General features: G+C 56.0%; 12 protein-coding genes. 7 read left to right on the plus strand and 5 right to left on the minus strand.

The window, feature by feature from the left end; translation table 11 throughout:
• Window positions 1-227 precede the first annotated feature (227 nt).
• Window positions 228-662 (minus strand): YcgN family cysteine cluster protein, encoded by a 435-nt coding sequence (locus tag G5221_RS18560; RefSeq protein ID WP_005361134.1) that lies wholly within the window; start codon window positions 660-662, stop codon window positions 228-230.
• A gap of 412 nt (window positions 663-1074) precedes the next feature.
• Window positions 1075-1560 (minus strand): cell division inhibitor, encoded by a 486-nt coding sequence (locus G5221_RS18565; protein WP_257690327.1) that lies wholly within the window; start codon window positions 1558-1560, stop codon window positions 1075-1077.
• A gap of 230 nt (window positions 1561-1790) precedes the next feature.
• On the opposite strand from G5221_RS18565, the gene G5221_RS18570 reads away from it, so the two are divergent.
• A complete protein-coding gene (locus G5221_RS18570) occupies window positions 1791-1988 on the plus strand; it encodes a DUF4250 domain-containing protein (RefSeq protein WP_005333612.1) in 198 nt (65 codons plus the stop codon).
• Between the two features lie 375 nt (window positions 1989-2363).
• Window positions 2364-4838 (plus strand): glycogen/starch/alpha-glucan phosphorylase, encoded by a 2475-nt coding sequence (locus tag G5221_RS18575; RefSeq protein WP_216978915.1) that lies wholly within the window; start codon window positions 2364-2366, stop codon window positions 4836-4838.
• Window positions 4839-5204: 366 nt separating this feature from the next.
• Here G5221_RS18575 and G5221_RS18580 read toward each other — a convergent pair whose 3' ends face one another.
• The gene (locus G5221_RS18580) at window positions 5205-6590 is read right to left on the minus strand and encodes an SLC13 family permease (RefSeq protein ID WP_266134832.1); all 1386 of its coding nucleotides are present in this window, start codon (window positions 6588-6590) and stop codon (window positions 5205-5207) included.
• Window positions 6591-6751: 161 nt separating this feature from the next.
• Window positions 6752-7186: a thioredoxin TrxC gene (trxC, locus tag G5221_RS18585; protein WP_421263675.1), complete on the minus strand. Its 435-nt coding sequence runs from the start codon at window positions 7184-7186 to the stop codon at window positions 6752-6754.
• A gap of 167 nt (window positions 7187-7353) precedes the next feature.
• On the opposite strand from trxC, the gene G5221_RS18590 reads away from it, so the two are divergent.
• From G5221_RS18590 to G5221_RS18605, 4 genes are all read left to right on the plus strand, one after another.
• Entirely contained in the window at window positions 7354-10158 is a 2805-nt protein-coding gene (locus tag G5221_RS18590) for a response regulator (RefSeq protein WP_421223189.1), read from the plus strand.
• A gap of 166 nt (window positions 10159-10324) precedes the next feature.
• A complete protein-coding gene (locus G5221_RS18595; protein ID WP_421263676.1) occupies window positions 10325-12061 on the plus strand; it encodes an ABC transporter transmembrane domain-containing protein in 1737 nt (578 codons plus the stop codon).
• Window positions 12058-13809 (plus strand): ABC transporter transmembrane domain-containing protein, encoded by a 1752-nt coding sequence (locus G5221_RS18600; RefSeq protein ID WP_421263677.1) that lies wholly within the window; start codon window positions 12058-12060, stop codon window positions 13807-13809. The genes G5221_RS18595 and G5221_RS18600 overlap by 4 nt, the downstream gene beginning before the upstream one ends.
• Before the next feature lie 165 nt (window positions 13810-13974).
• Window positions 13975-14448 (plus strand): DUF4442 domain-containing protein, encoded by a 474-nt coding sequence (locus G5221_RS18605; RefSeq protein WP_368191815.1) that lies wholly within the window; start codon window positions 13975-13977, stop codon window positions 14446-14448.
• Between the two features lie 33 nt (window positions 14449-14481).
• Here G5221_RS18605 and ybcJ read toward each other — a convergent pair whose 3' ends face one another.
• Window positions 14482-14715, minus strand: a complete 234-nt coding sequence (gene ybcJ / locus G5221_RS18610; protein WP_421263678.1) for a ribosome-associated protein YbcJ — start codon at window positions 14713-14715, stop codon at window positions 14482-14484.
• A 260-nt stretch (window positions 14716-14975) separates the two neighbouring features.
• Here ybcJ and G5221_RS18615 point away from each other — a divergent pair, with 260 nt between their 5' ends.
• Window positions 14976-15539 (plus strand): VC2662 family protein, encoded by a 564-nt coding sequence (locus tag G5221_RS18615; RefSeq protein ID WP_368191813.1) that lies wholly within the window; start codon window positions 14976-14978, stop codon window positions 15537-15539.
• Window positions 15540-15576: the final 37 nt, after the last annotated feature.

Genomic DNA, 15576 nt, shown 5'->3' on the forward strand with positions numbered 1-15576 from the left:
CCTCTGCCTCTGCCTCTGCCTCTGCCTCTGCCTCTGCCTCTGCCTCTGCCTCTGCCTCTGCCTCTGCCTCTGCCTCTGCCTCTATCTCTATCTCTCTCAATGCGCAGCTTGGAGGTGGTTTGGTTTAGCCAGCCAGATATGTGTGAAGCTACAAACCCTGCTTGCAGAAACAACAAGGGCTGCACATTGTGCAGCCCTTGTCTCTGGAGAATAGCGGGTTGAGCGTGTCAGCTGGCCCAGGTGATGATGTGATCGATCCATTCACCCGCCTGATCCTCGTGAATGACTTTGCCACGGACGGATTGACCAGCCTGATGCATCGCGGAACGACTGCCGGTCAGCAGAGGATGCCACTCTGGAAGAGCGTCACCTTCAGACAGCAGGCGATATGCGCAGGTTGAGGGGAGCCAGTCATATTCGGTGATCTTGTCATGGGTGATCTGCAGACAGTCAGGCTCTTTTTTGAAACGATTGGCGTAATCAGAGCACTGACAGGTCTTGGTGTTAAGCAAATTGCAGGCGACATTGGTGAAAACCAGTTCGTCGGTATCTTCATCTATCAGCTTGTTGAGGCAGCATTTTCCGCAACCATCGCAGAGGGATTCCCATTCGGATTCAGTCATCTGCTGCAGACTCTTGGTCTGCCAAAAGGGGGCTTGCATCATACCGCTCACTTATTACACCTGATAAAACGCGTGGTTATACCCCTTGTTACCCGGTATTTCAAGGAGAGGGTCACTCCGGGGGGAAATTTGTCGTGATCAGCTCAAATGAATGCAATGACTTTCAGCCTCATCATATTGCTCAAACGGGTTCGCTGGTGGGCAGGAAGTCCCACAGGTTTGAATACTTGGGCTGCATGATTGTCCAGTTCAGGTTTTATTTTCTGCTTCTTGATCCGTTACATCTTTTGATGTTTGTCTGCTTGCAGCAAGCAGGGTCAAATGATCTCCGATGCCTACCGTCAGGCTGTTGCACGCTTGTCTTTCAAATAAAGCCGCTGGTCACATATTGTTTGCGCCCTTCTGTCGCTGCGACCCGCGGGAGAGCCTGCGTAGGCGTTCGTTTTTTGTCTTAATGATTGAGATAGATATCTTGCTCTGAATAGGCCAGCAGAGGTGTGCCGAGGTTAGTCCGTTTCGCGCCAAAGAAGCGGGTGAGTACGCCAGATTGCTGTCCCAGTCGCTGCAGCTTGACGTGATCCAGCTCGATCTGCTCGGGTAGCCAGGTAAATACGGCGGCGCAGTGACCATTGCCCAGACTGCGCTCCAGGGTTTGCTGCCAGTTCTTGATTTTGGGGCTATGTACCACCAGCACTCTCTTGGGATCGATACCTCGCTCTTCCAGACGGCTGACTGTGGGGCGTCCCGGCGGGGCGATCAACAAGATCCAGCCGGTATGAGCCTCCCCAAGCTTGGTCAGCTCGCTCAGAAACTGATCATCAGACTGGATAGTCACACCATCATGAGCAAACTCCGCTTTGCAGGCGGTTCTGGTTGGCCAGGGCTTGCTCATGACACGATTCATCGCAAAGGGCAGTGAGTGCAGGGGCTGGTTCATATATGGGGTTCCTGTATGAATATCCAAGCTGTATGTGTATACAGTAGTTCTATCCTGTGGCAGTGACAAGGTGTTTTTGCTGAAAAATGTGATGGTGTTGGCATGTGTCGTTAGTAAGGTTATGTTTTTAAACACTATTTAATATAAAGCTGGTTGGGTGTTTTTCGTACTATGGACAAACCTTGCGTAACCGCCCATGGTTATACAGGTCATTTACAGGAGGTGCCGCCATGGATATCAGTACCTTGCAACGTCTTGATGCCAACATCTTGCTGGGCATCATCAATGAGAAGCTAAGGCTTGAGTGTGACGGGTTGGAGGAGCTGCTGGCCTATTACGATATGAGTGAAGAGCAGTTGGCAGGACGTCTGGATCAGATTGGGTACCATTACGATCCATTGAGCAATCAGTTCAAAGCACATCTTTAAGGATGCAATGATTGCTTCATATTTATACGGTAATTTTTCAGGCACATTGAAACCGGTTTCAATGTGCCGTCTTGCTGCCTATTTTCAGGGATTTTCAAGGCTTGGCAATCTCTGAAAACCTATTCATGCCAGAATATTTTTATTTTTTCATTAAGCTTATGATAATAAAGGGAATGTTTGTTTTTGTGCGATCAATTTAAGGAAAGGGTTTTCAAGCTTTTCAGGCTGTTTTTATCGGTTAAAGTGTGACTTGCGTTAACTTTTAATTCTGCCGCTTTAGTTAGTATTCTCACGCCGGTACATATTTTGAGATAACAACAGCGCCGGTCCCGCAAGCGGGATAACAATTTTATTTGTAACGAAGGAATATGGTTTATGGCTACCAAGAAGAAGACAGACCAGGATCTCCAACTGGATAAAGATCAGCTCAAGGCGAGTATCGTGCGTCACCTGCGTTCTACCTTGGGAACAAGCGAACAGAAAGCCTCTCCCGAAGCGTGGTGGAAAGCCACTGCGGCGGCCGTCAATGAACAGGTGTACGAGCGCCTGACCCGCACTCAGCAGACTCATTTCAAGAAAGATACTCGTGCGATTCACTACCTCTCTGCTGAATTCCTGATGGGAAGATTGACCTCCAACAACCTGCACAACCTCTCCCTCTACAAGACTTGCGAAGAGGCGCTGGGCGAACTCGGCCTGGAACTGACCGACCTGTGCGAACAAGAGCCGGATATGGCACTTGGCAACGGCGGCCTGGGTCGTCTGGCTGCCTGCTTTATCGACTCGCTGGCCACCCTGAACTATCCGGCGGTTGGTTACGGTATCCACTACGAACACGGTCTGTTCCGTCAGGAAATTCAGGATGGTCGCCAGATTGAGCGCCCAGACTCCTGGCGTGAATATGGCAACCCCTGGGAGATCTGCCGTCCCGAGTCGGTGCAAGAAGTGCCGCTCTATGGCTACGTCGAGACCGTGTTTGGTGACAATGGCGGCCTGAAGAAGGTGTGGCACGCCGGTCGCAAGATTAAAGGGGTGCCTTGGGATATTCCGGTGGTCGGTTTTGGCGGTCACACCGTCAACATCCTGCGTTTGTGGGAATCCCGCGCCTCCGAGTTTTTCGACTGGGACGTATTCAACGCCGGTGGTTACATCGACTCCCAGGCTGAGAAAGCCCAGGCCGAGACCATATCCAAGGTACTCTATCCGAACGATGAGACCGATGCTGGTAAAGAGCTGCGTCTGATCCAGCAGTACTTCTTCTGTGCTTGCTCCATCAAGGACATCATGCGCCGCTACAAGCGGGTGCATGGCGCCGACTTCAGCAACTTTGCCGCGCAAATTGCCATTCAGCTCAACGATACTCACCCGACTGTCGCCATCCCGGAACTGATGCGGGTACTGGTTGACGAGGAAGATCTGAACTGGGATGCCGCTTGGGCCATCTGCTATCAGGTCTTCTCTTATACCAACCACACTCTGCTGCCGGAAGCGCTGGAGAAGTGGTCGGTCAGCCTGTTCGAGAAAGTACTGCCTCGCCATCTGGAGGTGATTTACGAGATCAACGCCCGCTTCCTGAACGAGTTGGTGGAGCCCAAGTGGCCGGGCAACGACGCCATCAAGGCCAAGCTCTCCATCATCGAAGAGGGGGCCGTGCGCAAGGTTCGCATGGGCAACCTGTGCGTGATCGGTTCGTCCAAGGTGAACGGTGTGGCCGAGATCCACTCCAAGCTGGTGAAGGAAGATCTCTTCCCCGAGTATGCCGAGCTGTGGCCGGAAAAAATGTGCAACGTGACCAACGGGGTAACCCCGCGTCGCTGGCTGCTGGCCTGCAACCCGGAGCTGGCGGGTCTCTACAACGAAGTGGTGGGCAAGGAGTGGCCGCTGCAACTGGACAAACTGCGTGGCGTGGTGAAATTTGCCGACGACAAGGCGTTCCAGCAGCAGTTCATGACCATCAAACGTCATAACAAAGAGAAGCTGGTCAAGGTCATCAAAGACGAAACCGGTATCGATGTCAGTGCCGAGGCGATCTTTGACGTTCAGATCAAGCGTCTGCACGAGTACAAGCGCCAGCAACTGAACCTTATTCACATCATGGCACTCTATCGTCGTCTGCTGGCCAACCCGGACTATGACATGCATCCGCGTGTGTTTATCTTCGGCTCCAAAGCGGCGCCCGGTTACAAGCTGGCCAAAGACATCATCTATGCCATCAACAAGCTGGCGGATCGGGTCAACAACGATGCTCGTATCCAGGGCAAGCTGAAAGTGGTGTTCATGCCGAACTACCGCGTGAGTCTGGCCGAGAAGTTGATCCCGGCGGCAGATGTCTCCGAGCAGATCTCTACTGCTGGTTACGAAGCATCCGGTACCGGCAACATGAAGATGGCACTCAACGGAGCAATCACCATCGGGACGCTGGATGGAGCCAACATCGAGATCGCCGAAGAGGCGGGGGCCGAAAACTGTGCCATCTTCGGTCTGAACGTGGACGAAGTGAAGTCGCTGAAGGCGCGCGGTTATAATCCGTACGACTTCTACTATGCCAACTCCGAGCTCAAGGCCGTGCTGGACTGGTTTGATACCGACTACTTCACGCCGGGTCGTCCGGGTGAGCTGGCCTCCATCAAGCGCTCTTTGCTGGAAGGGGGAGACCCTTACCTGACCTTGGCGGACTTCCAGTCCTACTCGGATGCACACAAGCTGATCGATACCTGGTATCGGGATCCGGCACTGTGGGCGAAGAAGGCTATCATCAACTCGGCCACCATGGGTAAGTTCAACTCAGACCGTTCCATCCAGGACTATGTGGATCGTATCTGGAAGCTGAAACCCTGCAACATCGGTTGATCACCTCTTAATATGAGAACCCCGCTATGCGGGGTTTTTTTATAGCTGCTTGGATTCGTAAATATTTGTACACCATTTGCAAAAAGCTTGATCATCTGTGATAGATGTACAGGGCATCACATATTATTTTAATGTCGTTATTACCAGCCTTTCCCGGGAACACCTCATCTCATGGCACCCGTATCGCTCATAAGTCTGAAGTCATCATCATGTGTACTCTCGCTGCTGTCGCATGGCACAAGCTGACGATGGTCAGGGATGTGACAGATGGCCGTTGGGGTGCAGGAAAAGAGAAAGCCCCGATGATACGGGGCTTTGTTGGAACCTGGTGTTGATTGAGGAGCCCGGCGAGCGAGCCACCAGCCATCAATGCAGTATGTCGCCCATAAAATAGGCAAGCAGGGTCAAAATGACGGTGAAGACCAGGTTCAGCACCAGGCCGGCCCGCATCATTTCACGCTGCTGGATATGGCCGCTGGCGAAGACAATGGCGTTGGGCGGGGTAGCCACTGGCAGCATGAAAGCGCATGAGGCACCGACAGCGATCAGCACGGATACGACAATGGGAGAGACTCCCAGTGCCTCTGCGACTCCGGCAAACAGTGGAACCAGCAGAGCGGCGGTAGCGGTGTTGGATACCAGCTCGGTCAGGAACACCACGAAGGTGGCAAGACAGAGCAGGATGACGAAGATCGGCATGGTGGCCAGACCGTTGGATAGGTGCTCCGCCAGGAAGGCGTTGGCCCCGGTCTGCTTAAGGATGGCGCTCAGGGTCAAGCCGCCACCAAACAGCATCAGTACTCCCCAGTCGGTGTTCTGGTTGATGTCATCCCAGCTAGCTACCCGGCTGACGGCGATGGCGATGATGGCTCCCATGGCGATCAGTGTATCAAATTGAGGTATTCCTCCCAGCGCCTGGGCAATAGGCTGGGAGCCAATCCACAACAGCACTGTGGTCAGAAATATCAGCATGGTCACCTTGCGTTGGCCGGTCCACTCTATGGTCACTCGCTCTGTGCTGACCTGATGTGAGAGGTTGGGGCGGGTTACCAGATAGAGCAGCCCGATGCCTACTGGCATGAAGATGAGGACAACAGGAATGCCAAATTTCAGCCAGTCAGTGAAGCCCAGCCCCATCTGGGCGGCCGCAATGGCATTGGGCGGGCTGCCTACCAGGGTGCCGATGCCGCCAATACTGGCGCTGTAGGCAACACCAAGCAATACGAAGACCAGTGTGCGGCGCTCCTTGTGAATGTCGAGACCTTTGAGCATGCCAAGGGCCAGCGGCATCATCATGGCGGCGGTAGCGGTATTGCTGATCCACATGGAGAGTGCCGCAGTAATACTGAAGAGTACGATGGCAGCCCAGCCGAGGTGTCCCTTGGCGAGCTGCATCACCTTACCGGCAATCTGGGTGTCTAGCCCCTGTTTGGATAGCGCTGCCGCCAGGGCAAAACCGCCAAAGAAGAGGAACAACACCGGGTTTGCGAAGTCGGTCAACGACTTGCTCATATCAAACACCCCGAGCAGGGTGGCAAGTACCGGGATGGAGATCGCGGTGATAGTGATGTTGACCGCTTCGGTCAGCCAGAGAATAGCTATAAAGACCAGAATGCCCAGCCCCTTGTTGACCATAGGATCAAAAGGGAGCCAAGCGAGCATGATGCATAGCAGGAGCAGATCCATGATCACGATCCCGGTCTTGATATCCAGCCAACGAGATGGAGTAGCGGGTACAGCCGATGTGTGCATATCGTTCTCTCGGTTAATTTATGGTTGTTTTTGTGTTGCCGAGATTACATCCATTCACTTGTTTGAAACAGGCTCACATATTGAAAATCAGTCTCTACTCACACACTCATTGATAAAAATGAGGAAATAAATACATAAATAAAACATTTCTGAAACATAAGTTAAACACCCATGAACTGTTCCAGCCACTGCTTGAACATGTTCTTGGGCAGGGATCCATTTATCTGGTTCACCACTTTACCCTGTTTGAAGACCATCAGGGTGGGGATGCTGCGAATGGCGTAACGGGCGGCAATGGTGCTCTGCTGCTCGGTATCGACTTTGACAAAGCGCATCCGTGGTTCGAGTTCATGGGCAACATCATGAAATACTGGAGCAAACTGCTGGCAAGGGCCGCACCAGCTGGCCCAAAAATCGACAACGACCGGAATATCGGAGTTGATCAGGGTATCGAAGTTATCCGCCTTCCCGAGGCAAGGGGTTTGGCTGAACAGGGACGCCTTGCAGTGCCCACATTTGGCGGAGTGGGTTACATGGGTGGAGGGCAGGCGGTTTCTTGTAAAGCAGTGGCTACAATAAGTAGTGATAAATGACATAATAGTCTCCTTGAAGATCGGTTCTGGTGGCTGTGATGAAAATAGTGCCAGAGTTAAAATAGTGAAATAACGTTAACACAGCGCTCGGCTGGGGTGGACACTTCCACTCCGAGCTCTGCTCAAGCCGGACAATTCAGCGGCCATTATAAGTAGAGAGTCAAAACGGGATGAATAAAGGATCACGGAAGAGCCCTGTGGTACTGCTGCTTGTTGCTGCCTTGTTGCTCGGCTTCTCGGTTCTTTGCTGGCAACTGCTTAGTCAACAGCAGCGTGCATACAGCCTGAATCAGGCAGCGGAGGCAGTGCTGAACCGGATCAACACCGACAGTGTTTACCTGCTTGGTCGTGAGAGTGCCAATGATAGCAATGTTCAGCAACGGCTCGTCCAGTTATCCGGTATCCTCGATAGCTTTGTTCACAGGGTTCGTAGTGATGCTGAGGTTGAGCAAACGCCTCTTTCACAGAGGTTGCTGCAGGATTTGGATCTCTACCAGATGGAGCTGGCCAGACTGTACAGCATGGAAAAGGCGGTGGAATATATCGTGCAACCCTTTCAGCATCAGCTTGAGAAGGTACGCGCTATCACGCCGGCAGAGAGCCTCTTGCATCGTGATCTCAATGAGTTGGCCCAACTCAGCCATTTTTTGCAACACAGCGCCGATAACCAGTATCAGCAACAGCTGAGCTTGTTGCAGCGTGCTCTTGCTTCCCATTACGGCTCGCAACCCGAGGTGATCACCTTGGTTAACCTGAGCAAGGATTTGAGTCGTCAGGTGATGGCTTATCATACCCTGCGCCATCGTCTCATCGATATGCAGGTGAGCGATAACCTGGTGCGCTGGAAGATGGATAAGCTGGAGCGGGCTTCATCATTGCTGAACCGCTTCTATTTAATGGTGCTTGGCGGTGCCTTGATCAGTTTTGTGCTGGTGGCCTATACCCTATGGCGTCGTAATCAGAAGTTGAGCGAGTTGTCCCGTCAGACGGCCTTGCTGGCACAGGCCAAAAGCGATTTTCTGGCCAATATGAGCCACGAGATCCGCACCCCCATGAATGCCATCATCGGTTTCAGCTCACTGGCACTGCAGACCGAGCTGGATCAGCAACAACGGGACTATCTGGGCAAGATAAAGTCTTCATCAGATACCTTGCTGCTGCTTATCAACGACATTCTCGATCTGACCAAGGTGGAGTCCGGCAAGCTGACGTTGGAGGAGATCGACTTCGATCTCAGCGAGCAGCTCGACTCGCTGGCGGGCATGTTTGCCGATCTGGCGGAGCGCAAACATGTGGAGGTGATCATTCGCAAATCGCCGGAGGTGCCTGTCTTCTTGCGTGGGGATCCTCTGCGGCTGGGGCAGGTTCTGGTCAATCTGGTGAACAATGCCATCAAATTCACCGAACGTGGTGAGGTCGAAGTCTCCATCGATCTGGCCAACTCCCATCCAATGCGGATCCGCTTCAGTGTGCGCGATACCGGCATCGGCATTGCCGAAGAGAAGCAGACCCAACTGTTTCAGGCGTTTACCCAGCTGGAGGCGGGCAATACCCGCAAATATGGCGGCTCGGGTCTTGGGCTCAATATTTCCCAGCGGCTGGTGGAGCTGATGGGGGGGCGGATCACCGTAGAGAGCAAGCCTGGCGTCGGCTCTCTGTTCAAGTTCGATATCCCGATGGCGCAGGCGGTCTACGGTGTGGCTGGACGGAAAGTTTTCTTCGAAAACCAGCCGCTGGTGATGGTGATGGATGACAACGAACTGGTGCTGGATCTGGCTCGGGACATCCTGACTCGGGCGGGTGTGCGAGTGCTGCCGGTCAACTCCCTTTCCCGTGCCCGTCAATTATTGCGTGAAGAGGGGCCCAATCTGCGGTTGGCAATCCTCGACTGGCGCATGGGGCAGGAGGATGGACTCGATCTGGCGCTGGAGATGTATCAGCACAGCCAGTGGCGGCGGATACCCATCCTGATGATCAGCGCCTGGGCCAGAGAGGGGCTGCACGCCCGGATGGACAGCATGGGGCTGACCCATTTTCTGCCCAAGCCGATGACCGAGAATGCCCTGCTGGCCAAGGTGGACGAGTTGCTCAATGGCAGCTCTTATGAACTCAATCTGCGCAAGGCAGAGGCTCAGGGGGATCAGCAGCACTTCAAATCCCTGTTGCAGGGTACCCGAGTGCTGTTGGCCGAAGACAACCGGGTCAATCAGCAGCTCATCATCGAATATCTACGTCGGGTCGATGCGGTAGTGTGCGTGGTTAACAATGGTCGCGAGGCGGTGGAGCGGGTTGCCGAGCAGCCTTTTGACGTGATCCTGATGGACCTGCAGATGCCGGTGCTGGACGGACTCGATGCCACCCGCCAGATCCGCAAAATGGTCGACAAGCACGATGTGCCCATCATAGCCCTCACTGCCAGCGCCATGCATGGAGACAAGGAGCGCTGCCTGGGGGTGGGGATGAATGGTTACGTCACCAAGCCGGTGAGCAAGCTGGATCTTTACAACAACCTGCTGCAGTGGGTGAAGCCGCAAGGGGTGGAGCAGGCGGGGATCATGGAGGTGAAACCGCCGGATATGATGGGGATCCTCGATCTGCAGGATGCCCTCAAGCGGCTGGAGCAGGACAAGGAGGCATTGCAGATCCTGTTCAAGCTGTTTATGTCGGAGCACAAGGACGATCTGTGGGAGATCCGTTCCGCCTTGCGCCGTCAGCAGCCCGAGGTGGCCAGCAAGCTGCTGCACACCCTCAAGGGGGTGTCTGCCAATATCTCGGCGGCCCGTCTGCAATTGGTGGCTGGCGAGCTGGAGTGGCGCCTGCGGCAAAACGAGGTGCTGAGCGAGGCGGATCTGGAGCAGTTGCAACAGGTCTTCAGCCAGACCCGGGAAGAGGTGTCACACTTCCTGTTGACCGGTGAGCAGCATGAAAATTCGTATAATCCCTATTCATCAGGGGATGATCGCATGTCACAGTGAATTAAATAGTAATTATTCTCAACCATCCCGGTTCGGGATATGATGAGCTTTCGTTCAAATCGCCTCCAGCCGGAGGCGATTGTTTTCATTGTTCTATTTCTGCGTGGCTTCTCTGATGGCCGCTCCTTGGAGCGGTCACGGGCAGAGAGCGCTAAAGGTTGGTGGTGTGAGCGTATTTCTACGATTGAGCTGGTTTTTCAAGGAGCAGTGGCCCCGTTATCTGGCTGCCATCTCCCTGCTGCTGATGGTGGCCCTGTTGACCGTTATTCCGCCCAAAGTGGTGGGCTGGGTGGTTGATGGCATCACCAAGGGCGGTCTCGACAATGGTACCCTGATGCGCTATCTGGCGGGGCTGTTTGGTCTGGGTGTGCTGATTTATCTGCTGCGCTACGTCTGGCGGGTGATGCTGTTCGGTGCCTCTTACCGTCTGGCCTATGTGTTGCGCAATCGCCTTTTCAGCCATTTCACCCGGATGAGCCCCGATTTTTATCAGCGCCACCGTACCGGCGATTTGATGGCCCATGCCACCAATGACATTCAGGCTGTGGAGATGACCGCTGGCGAAGGGGTACTGACTCTGGTGGACTCCATCATGGTCGGGGTATTGGTGCTCTCCATCATGTGCAGCCAGTACTCTTGGCAGTTGACGCTGGTCTCCTTGCTGCCGCTGCCGGTGATGGCCTATTTCATGAACCGCTTCGGCACCCAGATCTACACCCAGTTCAAGGCGGCGCAAGGGGCCTTCTCCAGGCTCAACAACAAGACCCAGGAGGCCCTTTCCGGCGTGCGGGTGTTGAAATCCTATGCGGTTGAATCGCTGGAAGATGAAGGCTTTGCCGAGCTGACCAAACAGGCGGGGGAGCGCAATATGGCGGTGGCCCGCATCGATGCCAAGTTCGATCCGGTCATCTACCTTTGTATCGGTTGCTCCTACTTCCTCGCGGTGGCGGGGGGCAGTGTGCTGGTGCTGCGCGATGAGCTGACTCTGGGTGAGCTCACCAGCTTCACCATGTACCTCGGCCAGCTGATCTGGCCGATGTTTGCCATCGCCTGGCTGTTCAACATCATCGAGCGGGGCAGCGCCGCCTACTCCCGCATCGAGAGCCTGCTGGGGGAGCGCAGCGATATCGAAGAGCCCGCCCGGCCGGCCGCGTTTACCTCTGCGTTTCCTTTACAGATCAAAGGGGTGAGCTATCAACTTGAGCAGCGCACCCTGCTTGCGGATATCGACGTTACCCTCAAGCAAGGGGGGATGCTCGGGGTGGTGGGGCGCACAGGGGCAGGCAAGAGCTCCCTGCTCAAGCTGTTGATGCGCCTTGCCAATCCGACTCACGGTTCGATAGCCATGGGGGGCGTACCGATTGACCAGTTGTCGCTCGCCACACTGCGCAGCCAGTTTGCCTATGTACCGCAGGAGCCATTCCTGTTTTCCACCACCATCGCTGCCAATATTGCCCTCGGCAAACCCGATGCGAGCCGCGAGGAGGTCGAACGGGTGGCACGCATTGCCTGTGTCCACGATGATATCGTGCGTTTCCCCAAGGGTTATGAAACCGAGGTCGGGGAGAAAGGGGTGACCCTCTCCGGCGGCCAGAAACAGCGGCTGGCCATTGCCCGCGCCCTGCTGCTGGATGCACCCATTCTGGTGCTCGATGATGCGCTCTCGGCGGTGGATGCCCACACCGAGCAGCAAATTCTGCATTCCCTCAAGGCCCATCGTCGCACCCTGATCCTGGTCAGCCATCGCATGACGGCGGTGGAGCAGGCCGACGAGATCCTGGTGCTGGAGCAGGGGGCCGTCAGCGAGCGGGGTCATCACGGTGCCCTGATGGCGCACAATGGTTGGTATGCAGATATGGTGCGTTATCAGCGACTCGAAGAAGCGGTGGAGGAGAGCCTGTGAATCCGACCATTAAACGACTGCTCGCCTACTGCGCCCAGTATCCTCGCTGGCTGATCCAGGCGGGGATTTGCCTGCTGCTTGCGACCGGCGCCGAAGTGGCCGGGCCGCTGCTGATCAAGCTCTTTATCGATGACTATCTGGCGCCTCGCAATATCGTGCTGCCCACCATAGCCCTGATTGCAGCGGGCTATCTGGGTTTGCAGGTGCTGTCGGCGGCGGGTTTCTATTTGCAATCCTTGCGCTTCAATCGCATCGCTCAGGCGGTGGTGCAAACCTTGCGCGAGCAGGTGTTTGCCACCGCCATCCGCTTGCCGGCCCGCTACTTTGACAAGCATCGCTCCGGCTCGCTGATTTCCCGCATCACCAACGACACCGAGGCGATCATGAACCTCTATGTGCAGGTGATCGGCTTGCTGGTGCAAAAGGTGGTGCTCTTGTGCGGCATCCTCATCTCCATGGCGCTGCTGGATCTGCGGCTGATGCTGGTCTGCTCCCTGTTGCTGCCCGCAGTGGGCGGGGTGATGTGGCTCTACCAGAAACTGAGCGTGCCGGTGGTGCGAGCGACCCGCAGTCTGCTCTCCGACATCAACAGCCGCCTCAACGAGTCGCTGCAGGGGATGCCGGTCATTCAGGCGATGGTGCAGGAGCGCCACTTTGCCAACGCCTTTGCCGAGGTGAACCAGCAGCACTGGTCGGCACGGATCAAGAGCCTCAAGATCAACGGCATTTTGCTGCGTCCGCTCATCGATCTCTTCTACATGATGGTGCTGATCGGCCTGTTGGCGCTGTTTGCCCATGAGGGGGGGAGCCACGCGGATGCTATTCAGGTGGGGGTGCTCTATGCCTTTATCAGCTATCTGGGCCGGATGATCGAGCCGCTCATCGAGATGACCAACCAGCTTAACCAGTTGCAGCAGGCGATGGTGGCGGGGGAGCGGGTCTTTGCCCTGCTCGATGAAACCCGCGAGAGCACCGAGGGCGAGCTGCGCCCGCTGGAAGGACGGGTCAGTTTCGAGCGGGTGAGTTTTTCCTACGATGGTGAGCAACAGGTGCTGCGGGAGGTCAGTTTTGCCGCAAAACCGGGCCAGATGCTGGCGCTGGTGGGCCATACCGGCAGCGGCAAGTCCACCATCATCAGCCTGCTGATGGGCTTCTATCCGCTGGATCAGGGGCAGATCCGCTTCGATGATCACGCACTGGATACCCTGTCGCTGGCGGCGGTGCGCCGCAGCATCGGGCTAGTGCAGCAGGATCCTTTTATCTTTGTCGGCACCCTGGCGGAGAACCTGCGTCTCGGCCGCGCCGGCATAGATGACGCGCGGCTCTGGCAGGCGCTGAGCGAGGTGCAGCTGGCCGAGTTTGTGCGCAGCTTGCCACAGGGGATCAACACCCTGATGGAGGAGGGTGGCAAGAACCTCTCCGCCGGTCAGCGGCAACTGCTCTCCTTTGCCCGTGCGCTGGTGGGGGATCCGCGTATCCTCATTCTGGATGAAGCGACGGCCAGCGTGGACTCCCAGACCGAGTTGGCGCTGTCGCAGGCGATCTCTGCCGCCCGTCGTGGCCGCACCACCATCGCCATCGCCCACCGCCTCTCGACCATCGTCGATGCGGACGAGATCCTGCTGCTCTCCCGCGGTCAGGTGAGCGAGCGGGGTAGCCACAGCGAGCTGATGGCCCTCGGCGGTCACTATGCCCAGCTGTTCGAGATGCAGAGTCAGGGGGCTTGGCTCGAAGAGAAGCGCGCCTGAGCGGCAGATTTGCTGTTAACAGTGAGATGAACGAGAAGAGGGAACCGGTGTGGTTCCCTCTTTTTTGCGCCGGGCAAAAGGTCGTAAGCGTGATCCCTGTGCTTGTCGAATGGCGCAGATGCAGGCAACATGTTGTTTACATTAACTCATCGGATCAGTTCGCATATGGATTTGCAACGCTTCAAAGCCAATCTGGCGCTCCGGCTGTTTGCCTGGCGCTATATTCCCGTCATCGGGTTTTGTGCCCCGATCATCGAAGAGATGAACGCCAAGGCGCTGCGCATTCGCATTCCCCTTGGATGGCGTACCCGCAACCACCTGGGCAGCATGTATTTTGGCGCGCTGGCGACCGGCGCCGATCTGGTAGGTGGTCTACTGGTGATGGAGAAGGGGCGGCAGCGGCGCAAGAAGGTGCACTTCGCCTTCAAGGATGTGCAGGGGGAGTTTTTGAAACGACCGGAGGGGGATGTGCAGTTCGACTGCGCAGCGGGGGAGGAGATTGACGCCATGATCGACGAATCGCTGGCAAGCGGTCAGCGCATCAATCGCCCCATCCGGGTGGTGGCCACCTGTCCGTCATTGAACGGGGATGAGGCGATGGCGCGTTTTGTGCTGACCCTGTCGATCAAGGCCAACTAGCTGGTTGCCGGAGAGTGGCTCCCCGAAACGGGTTTAGCCAATCTTCGGGCTGACGCCCTCTTTCACCACGACCTTCATGCCGTTGAAGTTGACCACCTGTTCGGCCACGATCTTGCAGCGCTTGCGGGTCTCCACCTGACCGTCCACCTCGACCAGCCCTTCGGCAATGAGGGCTTTGGCGGCGCCGCCACAATCGGCCCACCCCTGATGTTTGATAAGGTCACACAAGGCAACGAAGGGGTGACCTTCGAGCAGAAACGTCTCCATGGGAAATCCTCTAGATGGATGAATGCCGGATACAGCAGGGCGACTATTTTAGGCAGTTCGCTCAGGCAAAGAAAGGAAGAGGGGCCACTCGCTGCGAAAAAGTGGCCGATTGTCCTTGAGGTGGCGCTTTCGCAAGACCTGATAGAGATGTGAGAGGGCCACCCGTGACGTATCGTGACGCACCTCGTCCCTGCTGGTGTGCCCACACTCTCCCCTGACTGTTAGGATCGGGCCACTCTCAATGGCCCAAGGAACTTCCCATGACACTCTCCCGCCTGCTGCTGGCATGCAGCGCCCTGACTCTGTGCGGTGTCGCGCAGGCCAGTACTCCGGTGCAGGTCTCGCTGCCCGGGGTCAATTTGCCCGCGTCCCATCAGGTGGAAGGGGCGCGCGCCTCGCTGCTCTACGGTCGGACCGGTCAGGTGAAGGGTATTGATCTGCCGATCTTCGCCCTCTCCGATGTGGATCAGTTCAGCGGCCTGCAGCTCGGGATCTTCCTCGGTGCTGGCCGGGTGCGCCACCAGTTTGGCGGGGTCGCCATCAACGCCATCAACTGGCACGAAGGGCAGGATACCGGCGTCAATCTGGGGCTGGTCAATCTGACCAACAATGTGCAGGGGCTCAACTGGGGGGCGGTCAATATCGTCAAGGGCAATGCGCTGGCCAACGTTGGCTTCGTCAACTATGCCGAGCGTACCACGTTCCAGATTGGCTTTATCAATGCGACCAAGCACCTCGACGGCTTGCAGATCGGGCTGGCCAACTATGCCGCCAACGGCGTGTTCCCCATTCTGCCGCTGGTGAACTTCCAGAAATCGTTCTGAGTGGGCGGTTCGCTTTGCGTTAAGGGCCTCTGCTGAT

The sequence above is a fragment of the Aeromonas sp. 602200 genome (assembly GCF_049173895.1).
In the GTDB taxonomy this organism is placed as follows: Bacteria; Pseudomonadota; Gammaproteobacteria; order Enterobacterales; family Aeromonadaceae; genus Aeromonas; species Aeromonas veronii_A.